Below are 12,618 nucleotides of genomic sequence, written 5' to 3'. Positions count from 1 at the left end.
TTCCATAGGTGAAAACCATCCTGGAAGGATTTTGGACAACAGGGAAGCAGTAACCTGCCTCCCTGTATCTTAAGGGGGATTGGTGATTTTTAAACCCGCTCGCCGTTCCTGATCCGATAGCTCGGGTTATACATGGTGACCAGCTCCTCAGACGCGGTCGGATGCACGGCCATCGTGCGATCAAAATCGTCCTTGGTGCAGCCAGCCTTGAGGGTAATGCCGAGCAATTGCGCCATTTCGCCAGCGTCATGGCCCAGAATATGGGCACCAACCACTTTTCGGTCAGCCGCATTGACGACCAGCTTCATGATCACTTTTTCGGTGCGTCCCGACAGGGTTGCCTTCATCGGCCGGAATTCGGCCTTGTAGATCTCGATTTCCGGGAACGTGCGGGCCGCCTCTTCCTCGGTCATGCCGACCGTGCCGATTTCCGGCTGCGAAAAGACCGCCGTGGCGATCAGATCATGATCCGGCGAGGTCGGATTGTCTTTGTATTCCGTCTCGACGAAACACATGGCCTCATGGATCGCCACAGGCGTCAGCTGCACCCGGTCCGTCACGTCACCCAATGCAAAAATGCCCGGCACGTTGGTGCGTGAGTATTGATCGACGATGATGGCGCCGCGCTCATTGACAGCAACGCCCGCCGTCTCGAGGCCGAGGCCCTTGGTATAGGGATCACGGCCCAAAGCCAGCATGACCGTTTCAGCCGAAATCACCCCATTATTGCGGGTGCGCACGGAAAGGCCACCTGCGGCCATCTTCTCGACTTCCTCGATCACATCCGTGCAAAGAATACGAATGCCCTTGGCTTCCATGGCCTGGTGCAGGCCACGGCGGATATCCTGGTCGAAGCGCGACAGGATTTCCTTGCCACGATAGATCAGCGTCGTATCGACGCCGAGACCATGGAAGATATTGGCGAATTCCACAGCGATATAACCGCCACCGGCAATCACGATAGAGCGGGGCAGCGTCTCCAGATGGAAGGCTTCATTGGAGGTGATGCATAGCTCATGCCCCGGCAAGGAGGTATGCGCATTGGCGGAGCCGCCGACCGCAATGATGATCCGCTCGGCGGTCACTTCCCGTCCGGTCGCCAGCAGACGGACGCGATTGGGACCGGTCAGTTCCGCCCGGCTCTCAATCAATTCCGCACCGGCGCTGTTGAGCCCCTTTCTGTACAGGCCTTCCAGACGCTCGATTTCCTGGTCCTTGGCCGCGATCAGCTTCTTCCAGTCGAAATGGCTTTCGCCCACCGTCCAGCCAAATCCCGCCGCATCCTCGAAATGCTCGTGAAACTGCGAGGCATAGACGAACAGCTTTTTCGGTACGCAGCCCCTGATGACGCAGGTGCCGCCAAATCGGTATTCCTCGGCAATCGCCACTCGCTTGCCCATAGAGGCCGCAAGCCGGGCGCTGCGCACACCGCCGGAGCCGCCGCCGATGACGAACAGATCATAATCGAATGATGACATGGAAAACTCCCGCAAGACGGACGGCCAAAGCGTCCCTCGAAAATTTCAGTAGATCGGCCGGACTGGCAAAGAAGGATGAATGCTGGCCAAAAACCATAAAATCATCCATCCCCTATATGGGAATGGATCATAACAACGACAACGGAATGCCGCCGGATCGTTCCCGACCGACCAGACGATAAAGCCCGGAACCAGGTCCGGGCTTTTCGTTGATCGGTATTATCAGATCAAGGCTTGGGGGCCGGTGCTGGAGCAGCCGGGGCCGGAGCCGGTTCGGAAGCAGGCATCTGCGCCTTCAACTGTGCGCCGGCCACCTTGACCAGGGCATCATTGGTGTTCTTTTCGAGATCACGCGCCACACCGGCAGCCCAGATATCGGCGGACTTGCCAAGCTCACGATTGGCGACCGGCTGGTCCTTGATCAGCTTCTTGCCAGCCGGGCTGGAGAAGAAGGCCGCAATCTGCTTCAACTCTTCCTGAGTAAACGACTTGGCATAAACCGTTGCCGCTTCCTTTTCGAGATCGCCACGGCGGGCAGCCAACGCGATGGCCTGCTGGTCAACAGTCTTGTCGATCTGGTCTTCAAGGTTAGGATAAGCTTGGATGAGCTGTGCCTTCAACCGAGCGGCGACATTCGGCAGGATATTGTCGAATACATTGGTAACGCCCAGCGCCGTGATGGCCTGACGGGCAGTATCGATCTGCGCATCCGTCACATCCTGCGCGCGAGCGGCCGGACCAGCCAGAAGCGAAGCTGCGATAACCGCACCGGCAACCATGTGACCGAGATTAAGGCGACCGAGACCGTGATATTTGCTCATAAAACTCATGCTCCTGTTTGTGTCCCCAGCGCTCGCCTCCAACGGCAGCGCTGAATTGTCATATTGGTATTATCGATGCACATGGCCGGGACGTGAACTTGCGCCAGACCATGACCATCCGGCTATCACGCCGTATCAATCACGCCACAGGCTCGATCACCCGCGCACCATCAGAGCCAGCCACGACGGCCAGCGATGCCATTCCGATGAACAGACCGTGCTCCACCACCCCGGGTATAGCATGCAATGCCTGAGAAAGGGCCACTGCATCAGGAATGCGGCCAAAAGAAGCATCGAGAATATAATGCCCACCATCTGTCATAAACAGATCGTCACCAGACATGCGCAGGCCAATCGTCCCCGACAGGCCCAGTTTGGCGGCAGCCTTTTCGATGGAGATCCGGGTTGCAATGCCACCGAATCCATTGATCTCGATGGGCAGCGGATAAGCGCCGAGCGTCTCCACCAGCTTTGTTTCGTCGGCAATGACGATCACCCGCGACGAGGCGGCAGCAACGATCTTTTCGCGCAGCAGCGCACCGCCGCCGCCCTTGATCAGGGTCAGGTGACGATCAAGCTCATCGGCGCCATCGACGGTTAGGTCCAGTTCCGGCAATTCATCGAGCGACATCAGCGGCACGCCCAGTTCCAGGCAAAGCCTTGCGGTGCGCTCCGACGTTGGCACGCCTTGAACCTTGAAACCGTCGGCGACCTTTTCAGCCAGCAACCGCACGAACTCCTCTGCGGTCGAGCCAGTGCCGATGCCGAGACGCATCCCATTTTCGACATAAGACAAAGCCAGTTCCGCGGCTTTGATCTTCATTTGACGAACGTCCATGCTGCCCGCAACTCCTCTTGCAACACTCGGCCAAGGCCTTTCGAAACTGCGGGTTAATGAAGCAAACCTTGTCGGTTTGCCAAGCATTCCGCAGAAAGTTCTCGCTGTTTACACGGGTCGCAAGCCAAACGAAAGCCCCTTTCGACGCCGTCCAATCTTGCATTCCGCCCTGAAAAACCTTAGCCCTGCCCACCGAAACCCAAGGTTTTAAAGTGCAAATCATGGAAAGTCAGCCCGTGTCCCCAGCAATCAACGCCGCCCCCGCCACTATTGTCTTCGATCTGGATGGAACCCTGATCGATACGGCCGAGGACCTCGTGGCAAGCCTCAACTATACCATCGCCGCTGCCGATCTGGCGCCAATGGTGGCCGAGGACCTCAGCCATCTGGTCGGACACGGTGCGCGGGTGATGATCGAGCGGGCCTTCAGCCTGCGCGGCAGGCCGATTTCCGAGGATGCGTTCCAGCCCCTGCTTGAACGGTTCATCGACCATTACAAAGACCATATGCCCGGCAGAAGCCAGCCCTATCCCGGCCTGCTGAACGCCCTGGAACGGCTCGACAAGGCAGGGCACCGACTGGCGGTCTGCACCAACAAGATGGAGGGCCTTGCCCGGCCATTGCTTGAGGGCTTGAGCCTGACGGACCGGTTCGCCGCCATTACCGGCGGTGATACATTCGAGATGCGCAAGCCCGATGCCGGTCATCTGCTCGGCACCATCGCCAAGGCTGGCGGCGACCCGCGCCGGGCTATCATGGTCGGCGATAGCCGCAACGACATTCTGGTGGCGCGCAATGCCGGTATCCCATCCATTGCCGTGCCTTTCGGCTACTCGGACGTACCGGTCGCTGACCTCGAACCCGATGTGATCATTACACATTTCAATGAATTGACCTTGGATCTGGTCGACAGGCTCCTCAACGAGGCCAACTGAAATTCCAAAACACAAAAGGCCCGTGTCGACCGGGCCTTTTGCCTAATATGCCTTGCTTACAGCTTATCAACTCTGCACGCCGCGAGAGGTCGATGTCACGTCGAAGGCCTTGCGGGTCGCTTCATCGCGGCCATAAACGTCGTCGTAATAGCGGACCACTCCATCCTTATCCGGCCAGGCGGTGAAATAGGCGACATAAACAGGGAACTTCTGCGGCACCTGCACGGCGCGGTTCTGGCCGGAAGCAATCTGCGCATCGATGTCTTCAACTGTCGTACCCATCACGGCTGCGGCCATGACGCGGGGCTCGGCAAGACGCACACAGCCGTGGCTGAGCGCGCGCATATCGCGCTTGAAGAAGCTCTTCGCCGGTGTGTCATGCATGTAGATCGCATGGGCATTCGGGAACAGGATCTTCAGGTCGCCCAACGCATTGTCACTGCTTGGCGGCTGGCGCACATCAACATCGCTTGTCGTGTACCAATCGACTTGCGAGGAGGCCACCTTGCGGCCCTTGTAGCTGACTTCATAGCCGAGACGATCGAGATAGCTCGGGTCCTGGCGCAGCTTGGGCAGCATTTCGTTGACGATGATCGACCGCGGAACGCCCCAATAAGGGTTGAATTCCACCGTCTGGATCATGTTCTGGAAGAAGAAAGTCTGGTGCTGCGGCGCACCGACCACGACCTTCATGGCAATCTGCTGCTGGCGGTCGTTGAAATAATAGGCCTCGAAAGCCGGCTGGTTGATGAACACATAGCGCGGCCCCAGATCGGCAGGCAACCAGCGCAATTGCTCCATGGCAACCACGAGCTTTTCGATCTTCTCGGCATTCGAATGTCCGACCATGGTGCGGACCGTTGCCTGGCCAATGACGCCATCCGGTTTCAGACCGCGTTCCTTCTGGTAGCTCTCGACCAGCGCCACCAGTTCCGGTGTGTAATCCGGCGTGCCAGTGTAGTCGGTCAGCGTCAGCGCATGCTCGGTCTTCAGCGCGTCGCTGCCATAGGTCTTGATGCCTTCGACGATATTGGCAAGCTCAGGATTGCTGCCGCCAGGCTTCAAAACGCCGGTCAGATTGATTTTTACGGGCTTGCTCTGCTGCTGATTGGCCTCTGCCACCAATTTGGCAAGCTCAGCCTTCAGCGCCTGGAATTGCGGGCTGGCCGGATCGCGGCCATGCAGATAGGCAGCGATATCCGGGCTGGAGCGCACCAGATCCAGCACCGGATCGAGATTGACAGTCTTGCGCTTGAAATCGTGATAGCCTGAAATACGGTTCGGATCGAGCCTGCCGCGCACCGTGTCCTGAACATAGGTCAGGATCTTGGCCGAAAGGTTGAGTTCGAAGGCCATCAACGCCTGGCGGCGGGCGTCTTCGGGCATGGTGTCGAGACCATCAGGGACTTTCACCGCATAATCGGCTGGCTCAAGCCCTGCCGTATCAGCCGTTGCCAGGGCGGCAACCGCCGACTTCGCCTTGTCGGTGATGGCGGTATCGCTGGCCCAGATCAACGCGCCCTTGTTGTTATAATAGTTTTCCACAGCCTGCGCCACGTCGGGCGTGGCTTCGACCTTGACCTGCGACATGGCGAGATGAGCGACGGCCAAGGCATGGTCTTCACCGAAAACCGGGATCGGCATGTCCGGTGCCTTGATTGAGATCGCACGCTTGTTCTCGGCCTTATAGGCATAATAGCGAGGTGCGGCGACCTTCTGGATCGGCTCTGGATCGCGCAATTGGGCCTGGGGAATGATTTCCGCCGGCGCTGGTTGGCGGCGTTCCTCCGACCTGCCACGCAGCAGATCCATCAGGGTCGTGGCGCTCGCCGTCTGCGGCAGGGCGGCCACAACCGTGGACGTGGTCAGGAGGACTGCAATCAGCGCCCGGTTCAGTGAAGGTTTCTGCAACTGCTTTCCCCATTCAGAAAGGTCAAGGTCGGGATTCGAAATCAATCCCCGAATATTAGCCGGTTCCCTAGCCGATTGCATCGGCTTTGGAAAGTTAACCATGCTAAAATGCTTGAAAAGCAGAGGGTCAACTTTAAGTGACCGATCAGCGCGCAGCCATGGTTAACACGACGTCAAGGTTAAGCCGGGAATTGGTTAAAATTCAGTAACCGCAGGTCCTTTCTTCCACCAAACTTTGATGACATTACCGCGACTGGACAACCGAACCTACCTGAGACCGGTATGCTTTGACGCAGGCGCGAAAACATGTATCAAAGCGTCATGTTTTACGGCGACCGTCATCCTGCCGGTCAACGGAGCCATTGCCTATTCAGACCATCAGCTGGAGACACATCATGACTGCCACCCGTACCGAAACTGATACATTTGGCCCTATTGAGGTTGCCAGCGATCGATATTGGGGGGCGCAGGCGCAGCGCTCACTCGGCAATTTCAAGATCGGCTGGGAAAAGCAGCCCCTGCCGGTGGTGCGTGCCCTCGGCATCGTCAAGCAGGCGGCGGCCCGCGCCAATATGGCGCTCGGCGGTCTGGACTCGACGCTTGGTGAAGCAATCATCAAAGCCGCACAGGAGGTGATCGACGGCAAGCTCAACGATCATTTCCCACTGGTAGTCTGGCAGACCGGCTCCGGCACGCAATCCAACATGAATGCCAATGAAGTGATCTCCAACCGCGCAATTGAAATGCTGGGCGGAGTAATGGGTTCGAAAAAGCCTGTTCATCCCAACGACCACGTCAACATGAGCCAGTCGTCCAACGACACCTACCCGACCGCCATGCATATCGCGGCAGCCGAATATGTCGTGCATCATCTGATCCCCGGCTTGAAGCATCTGCATGCGGCGCTGGATGCCAAGGCCAAGGCCTTTGAACACATCATCAAGATTGGCCGCACCCATACCCAGGACGCGACGCCGCTGACGCTGGGCCAGGAATTTTCCGGCTATGCCGCACAGGTCGCCTCCTCCATCAAGCGGATCGAGCTGACACTTCCCGGCCTTTATGAGCTGGCGCAAGGCGGCACCGCTGTCGGCACCGGGCTGAACGCCCCCATCGGCTTTGCCGAAAAGGTTGCCGAAGAGATTGCCGCGATTACCGGCCTACCCTTCGTCACCGCACCCAACAAGTTCGAGGCGCTGGCCGCCCATGACGCCATGGTGTTTGCCCATGGAGCGATCAATGCGGCTGCGGCGGCCTGCTTCAAGATCGCCAACGATATCCGCTTCCTCGGTTCCGGCCCGCGCGCCGGTCTCGGCGAACTGGCCCTGCCAGAAAACGAACCCGGCTCTTCGATCATGCCCGGTAAGGTCAATCCGACCCAGTCGGAAGCGATGACCCAGGTCTGCGCCCATATCTTCGGCAACAATGCCGCGCTGACTTTTGCGGGTAGCCAGGGCCATTTCGAGCTGAATGTCTATAACCCGATGATGGCCTACAACTTCCTGCAATCGGTGCAATTGCTCGGCGACGCCGCCGTCTCCTTCACCGACAATTGCGTTGTTGGCATTGAGGCGCGTGAGGACAATATCAGGAAGGGCGTCGAAAACTCACTGATGCTGGTCACGGCGCTGAACAGCAAGCTCGGCTACGACGCCTGCGCCAAGATCGCCAAAACCGCCCATAAGAACGGCACGACATTGCGTGAGGAAGCCGTGGGCGGGGGCTACCTGACCAACGAGGAATTTGATCAGTATGTCCGGCCGGAACTGATGATCGGGCCGAAATAAAACCTATATGCAATGTCGTTGCGGCGCAAAATGTTGCGTCGCAACCTCCACTTTAGAATCATTTGCAAACTGTGCGTCGCCGAACTAGACCAAATGCCGAAAATCCGTTTGGCAAAAAGGCTCCTTCGATGGCTGACGATCTCTTTCCCCTTGGCGAAGACACGACTCCCTACCGCAAACTGACCGCCGATTACGTCTCGGTCGAAACCTTCAAGGGCCAGGAGATCCTGACCGTTGATCCGGAGGGCCTGCGGCTTCTGGCCGAAACCGCGCTTTCCGACATCAACCACCTACTGCGTCCGGGCCATCTCAAGCAATTGGCCTCCATTCTCCAGGACCCGGAAGCCACCGACAATGACCGTTTCGTGGCCTATGACCTGTTGAAAAACGCCAATATCGCTGCTGGCGGTGTGCTACCGATGTGCCAGGATACCGGCACCGCCATCGTCATGGGCAAGAAGGGCCGCCGCGTCTGGACGGATGGCGGCGATTATGAGGCTTTGGCCCATGGCGTGCGCGATGCCTATGAAAAGCGTAACCTGCGCTATTCGCAGCTGGCGCCCTTGAAAATGTTCGAGGAAAAGAACACCAAGACAAACCTGCCCGCCCAGATCGATCTCTATGAAGAGGGCGAGGATGCCTATAAATTCCTGTTCATGGCCAAGGGCGGCGGTTCGGCCAACAAGACCTTCCTTTACCAGGGCACGCCTTCGCTGCTGACCCATGACCGAATGATCGATTTCCTGAAGGACAAAATCCTGTCGCTCGGCACGGCAGCCTGTCCCCCCTACCATCTGGCGATCGTCATCGGCGGGCTTTCGGCGGAAATGAACCTGAAGACGGTGAAGCTCGCCTCGGCCCGCTATCTCGATGCCCTGCCCACCGAAGGTTCCGAAAGCGGCCACGCCTTCCGTGATATCGAGATGGAACAGGAAATCCACAAGCTGACGCAATCGCTCGGCGTCGGCGCCCAGTTCGGCGGCAAATATTTCTGTCATGACGTGCGGGTCATCCGGCTGCCGCGCCATGGCGCCTCGCTGCCGATTGGCCTTGGTGTCTCGTGTTCCGCCGACCGTCAGGCAATGGGCAAGATTACCCGCGACGGGATCTTTATCGAGCAGCTGGAAACCGATCCGTCGAAATACATGCCTGACATCGATGAGGCCGCCCTCTCCTCCTCCACGGTCAGCATCGACCTTAACCAGCCAATGAGCGCCATCCTGGCCGAACTGACGAAGCATCCCGTCAAGACCCGGCTGTCGCTGACCGGCACGATCATCGTCGCCCGCGATCTGGCGCATTCCAAGATCCGCGAACGGCTCGAAAACGGCGAAGGCATGCCAGACTATATGAAAAACCATCCGGTCTATTATGCCGGTCCCGCCAAGACGCCGGAAGGCTTTGCCTCCGGTTCCTTCGGTCCAACCACGGCTGGCCGTATGGATAGCTATGTGGACCAGTTCCAGTCGTTTGGCGGTTCCATGGTCATGCTGGCCAAGGGCAATCGCTCACGCGCCGTACGTGAAGCCTGCAAGACCCATGGTGGTTTCTACCTCGGCTCCATCGGTGGCCCGGCAGCCCGGCTTGCCCAGGACTGCATCCGCCATGTTGAAGTGCTGGAATATCCGGAACTCGGCATGGAAGCCGTCTGGAAGATCGAGGTCGAAAACTTTCCGGCCTTCATCGTCACTGACGACAAGGGCAACGATTTCTTCCAGGAATTCAACCTCTGATCGTTTAATCCACGTGCAAAGGCAACAATTTGGCTTTGCACGTGGACTACGATAGTTTACTGTGGATTTTCATATAATAAATATCAATTTTACAATTACCGGCGTTCTTTACTTATTGTTTTAAATATTTGCTCACCATTCAGCCCTAATCCTGAGTGGGGATTATCGGATGGGGCTAGCAGGATGAACACCGCAACATTGGCGCGATCGCAGGGGCTCGATATCGCAACGCAAATTTCCTTTGCGATGCGCTCTATGGGCATTTCGCCGCTGCCAAGAAATTACGAGCTGTTCTATGAGGCCTATATCGGGTCCAACCCGGTTCTGACCCGCAGGGTCACCGCTCTTGGAAGCCGTGCCACCCAGGATGACCTCGACCGGATTGCCGAGGAATTTTTCGGCCACAATTCCAACCGCATCATCGAAAATGCCCATTCAAGGCTGGTTTCGGAACTGGACAATCTGCTGCGGCTGATGAAGCAGGAGCAAAGTTCGCTCGAGACCTATAACAAGTTGCTGGATGAAACCTGTTCGCGCATCAACGCCAAGAGCAGCGGCAGTGTCGAGTTGCTGCGCAATGCCATCGCACTCCTGACGCGGGCAACAGACGATACCCTGGCCCATGGCGAAAAGACTGCCGAGAGCTTTACCCAGAAATCCGTTGAAATGGATGCCGTGCGGCGTGAACTGGACGAATACAAGCGAATCGCCAACACCGATTCGTTGACCCGGCTTGCCAATCGCCGCGCCTTTGATGAACGCATGGCTGGCCTCTTCAACTATCCCTCGACACTGACAGCAACGTCGCTCATGCTGATCGATATCGACCATTTCAAGAAGATAAACGATACATTCGGCCATCCGGTCGGCGACAAGATCCTGGCGACCGTTGCGGGCGTCATCCGTGCCAATGCACCGCGTGATGCCTTCGTGGCACGGGCGGGTGGTGAGGAATTCGCCATCATCGTTGAGGGCATGCCGGATACCGAAGTGTTCGGGCTGTGTGAACGGATCCGCACCAATCTGGAAAACACCCTGTTTCGCAACTCCCGCACCGGCGTCAATTACGGTCCGGTCACGGTCTCCATCGGCTTTGCCCTGGCCGCCAATTGCCAGGACCCCGGCGAACTTTATAGCCGCAGCGATATCGCCCTGTACTGCGCAAAGAATGCCGGGCGCAATTGCAGCAGGCCGTTTGAACCGGGCATGCGCAAGGATTTCGCCAAGGGCTGGCTGATCTACAAGGGGTGAGAGCTGGTATAAAAGCACCTAAAGCTTATCGCGCGACAGGCCCTTTGCCTCGACGTCGCGCAGATACTCCCCAAACTTCGTCTCACCGCTTTGCCCAAGTTCCCGCAAATAGGCCCAGGTGAAGATGCCGGTATCGTGACCATCGTCAAAACCGATCCGTACCGCATAATTACCGGTCGGAATAAGCTTGGCAATCGTCACATTGCGCTTGCCGGGCACGGTGATCTTCTGGCCCGGCCCATGGCCCTGCACCTCTGCGGACGGCGAAAGCACCCGGAGCATCTCCGCCGCCAAACTGATGCTTTCCCCATTATCGAAAACCAGCGTCAAAAGCCGCCGATCCGGTGACACCCTGATTTCCTTCGGCCAAACTTCGCTCACCACATTCTCCCTGTCATATTTTAAAGTACCGCCTGCGACACAATCCGAGCAAACCGCTTCGCACTTTTCGGTCTGATCGATTCCCGCGTCGCATCAGATGAACATCCTTGCCGCCATTGCGGACGCAAAACCGCTGCGCACTTTTTCTGCAATAGCTCGAAACCGCTTCGCACTTTTCGGGTCTGATCATTTTCCTCTTCGCATCAGATGATCCGAAAACCGCTTCGCACTTTTCGGTCTGATGCTGTATCACCCGATTCAGTGCGATCCAACATATTCCAGTCGTCCAGCCTGTTGCCTTGCTTGACGGATCGCAATGCGCGCACCAGATTAGTGAGCAATCATGGAGGTTCGCTTGGATTATGCCCCCCGCCTGCACCAGCCGGCGCCAAACTTGCAGGAAAATCAGACCTTGCAGGCCCATACCGGTCTACAGCCAGTGCAGATGCCAGACAAAATGATCGATCCCTTCGGTCGGGCCGTCACCTATCTGCGGGTATCGGTGACGGACCGCTGCGATTTCCGCTGCACCTATTGCATGGCGGAAAACATGAGTTTTTTGCCGAAAAAGGATTTGCTGACACTGGAGGAGCTGGACCGGCTCTGTAGTGCCTTCATTGCCAAGGGTGTGCGAAAGCTGCGTCTGACCGGTGGTGAACCGCTGGTGCGCAAGAATATCATGTTCCTGGTCCGCAGCCTGTCACGCCACTTGCAAAACGGCGCGCTGGAGGAATTGACGCTGACCACCAATGGGTCGCAGCTCGCCCGCCACGCAGCCGAACTGGCTGATGCTGGCGTGCGCCGCATCAACGTTTCGCTGGATACGCTGGATGCGCAGAAATTCCGTACCATCACCCGCTGGGGCGATCTCTCCCAGGTCATGAAGGGTATCGATGCGGCCCAGGCGGCGGGCATTCACATCAAGATCAATGCGGTCGCTCTGAAAGGTTTCAATGAGGAAGAACTTCCGGATCTGATGCGCTTTGCCCATGGCCGGGGTATGGATCTGACGCTGATCGAAACCATGCCGATGGGCGAGATCGACGAAGACCGCACCGACCGCTATTTGCCACTTTCCGAGGTCCGGCAAGGATTGTCAGAGCATTTCACCCTCCAGGATCTCGACTATCAGACTGGCGGCCCGGCCCGTTATCTACGCGTCGAGGAAACCGGTGGCAGGCTTGGGCTGATCACCCCGCTCACGCATAATTTCTGCGAGAGCTGCAACCGCGTTCGCCTCACCTGCACCGGCACGCTTTATATGTGTCTCGGCCAGAACGATGCGGCGGATCTTCGGGCCGCCTTGCGGGCCAGCGAGGATGACGCACTGCTGTCTTCGGCCATTGATGAGGCAATCCTGCGCAAGCCCAAGGGTCATGATTTCATCATCGACCGCACCACCCGCCGCCCCGCCGTGTCGCGCCATATGAGCGTTACCGGCGGTTAACAGGTATTTTCAAACCTTTGCATCTATTGGTTTTCT

Annotated in this window: 10 protein-coding genes; 5 read left to right on the top strand and 5 right to left on the bottom strand. The window is 57.6% G+C overall.

Annotation, left to right across the window (positions count from 1 at the left end; all coding sequences use genetic code 11):
• Positions 1-89 precede the first annotated feature (89 nt).
• From gor to rpiA, 3 genes are all read right to left on the bottom strand, one after another.
• Complete coding sequence (gene gor / locus AVI_RS08145) at positions 90-1,478, bottom strand: glutathione-disulfide reductase (protein WP_015915908.1); 1,389 nt, start codon at positions 1,476-1,478, stop codon at positions 90-92.
• Positions 1,479-1,705: 227 nt separating this feature from the next.
• Positions 1,706-2,299, bottom strand: a complete 594-nt coding sequence (locus AVI_RS08140) for a DUF2059 domain-containing protein (protein WP_041696540.1) — start codon at positions 2,297-2,299, stop codon at positions 1,706-1,708.
• Positions 2,300-2,438: 139 nt separating this feature from the next.
• On the bottom strand, positions 2,439-3,137 hold the full coding sequence (rpiA, locus tag AVI_RS08135; RefSeq protein ID WP_015915906.1) for a ribose-5-phosphate isomerase RpiA: 699 nt from the start codon (positions 3,135-3,137) through the stop codon (positions 2,439-2,441).
• Between the two features lie 221 nt (positions 3,138-3,358).
• Here rpiA and AVI_RS08130 point away from each other — a divergent pair, with 221 nt between their 5' ends.
• The gene (locus AVI_RS08130; RefSeq protein WP_015915905.1) at positions 3,359-4,072 is read left to right on the top strand and encodes an HAD family hydrolase; all 714 of its coding nucleotides are present in this window, start codon (positions 3,359-3,361) and stop codon (positions 4,070-4,072) included.
• A 66-nt stretch (positions 4,073-4,138) separates the two neighbouring features.
• Here AVI_RS08130 and AVI_RS08125 read toward each other — a convergent pair whose 3' ends face one another.
• Positions 4,139-5,983 (bottom strand): L,D-transpeptidase family protein, encoded by a 1,845-nt coding sequence (locus AVI_RS08125; protein ID WP_015915904.1) that lies wholly within the window; start codon positions 5,981-5,983, stop codon positions 4,139-4,141.
• 395 nt (positions 5,984-6,378) lie between these two features.
• On the opposite strand from AVI_RS08125, the gene fumC reads away from it, so the two are divergent.
• The 3 genes from fumC (at position 6,379) to AVI_RS08110 (ending at position 10,754) form a co-directional block, all read left to right on the top strand.
• Positions 6,379-7,770, top strand: a complete 1,392-nt coding sequence (gene fumC, locus AVI_RS08120) for a class II fumarate hydratase (RefSeq protein WP_015915903.1) — start codon at positions 6,379-6,381, stop codon at positions 7,768-7,770.
• 128 nt (positions 7,771-7,898) lie between these two features.
• Positions 7,899-9,503 (top strand): fumarate hydratase, encoded by a 1,605-nt coding sequence (locus tag AVI_RS08115; RefSeq protein WP_015915902.1) that lies wholly within the window; start codon positions 7,899-7,901, stop codon positions 9,501-9,503.
• Positions 9,504-9,686: 183 nt separating this feature from the next.
• Complete coding sequence (locus AVI_RS08110) at positions 9,687-10,754, top strand: GGDEF domain-containing protein (RefSeq protein ID WP_041696538.1); 1,068 nt, start codon at positions 9,687-9,689, stop codon at positions 10,752-10,754.
• Positions 10,755-10,772: 18 nt separating this feature from the next.
• Here the strand turns inward: AVI_RS08110 and AVI_RS08105 are convergent, their stop codons facing one another.
• On the bottom strand, positions 10,773-11,138 hold the full coding sequence (locus AVI_RS08105; RefSeq protein WP_015915900.1) for a gamma-butyrobetaine hydroxylase family protein: 366 nt from the start codon (positions 11,136-11,138) through the stop codon (positions 10,773-10,775).
• A 442-nt stretch (positions 11,139-11,580) separates the two neighbouring features.
• Here AVI_RS08105 and moaA point away from each other — a divergent pair, with 442 nt between their 5' ends.
• Positions 11,581-12,582 (top strand): GTP 3',8-cyclase MoaA, encoded by a 1,002-nt coding sequence (moaA, locus tag AVI_RS08100; protein WP_049777288.1) that lies wholly within the window; start codon positions 11,581-11,583, stop codon positions 12,580-12,582.
• Positions 12,583-12,618 lie beyond the last annotated feature (36 nt).

The sequence above is a fragment of the Allorhizobium ampelinum S4 genome (assembly GCF_000016285.1).
GTDB lineage: Bacteria > Pseudomonadota > Alphaproteobacteria > Rhizobiales > Rhizobiaceae > Allorhizobium > Allorhizobium ampelinum.
Note: the sequence above shows the minus strand (reverse complement) of the source record. Positions and strands in the feature narration are given on the sequence as shown.

Excerpts from the sequence above, each read along its gene's own strand:
- rpiA (WP_015915906.1), bottom strand. The coding sequence starts at position 3,137 with ATGGACGTTCGTCAAATGAAGATCAAAGCCGCGGAACTGGCTTTGTCT.
- fumC (WP_015915903.1), top strand. The coding sequence starts at position 6,379 with ATGACTGCCACCCGTACCGAAACTGATACATTTGGCCCTATTGAGGTT.
- AVI_RS08140 (WP_041696540.1), bottom strand. The coding sequence starts at position 2,299 with ATGAGCAAATATCACGGTCTCGGTCGCCTTAATCTCGGTCACATGGTT.
- moaA (WP_049777288.1), top strand. The coding sequence starts at position 11,581 with ATGCCAGACAAAATGATCGATCCCTTCGGTCGGGCCGTCACCTATCTG.
- gor (WP_015915908.1), bottom strand. The coding sequence starts at position 1,478 with ATGTCATCATTCGATTATGATCTGTTCGTCATCGGCGGCGGCTCCGGC.
- AVI_RS08110 (WP_041696538.1), top strand. The coding sequence starts at position 9,687 with ATGAACACCGCAACATTGGCGCGATCGCAGGGGCTCGATATCGCAACG.
- AVI_RS08130 (WP_015915905.1), top strand. The coding sequence starts at position 3,359 with ATGGAAAGTCAGCCCGTGTCCCCAGCAATCAACGCCGCCCCCGCCACT.
- AVI_RS08115 (WP_015915902.1), top strand. The coding sequence starts at position 7,899 with ATGGCTGACGATCTCTTTCCCCTTGGCGAAGACACGACTCCCTACCGC.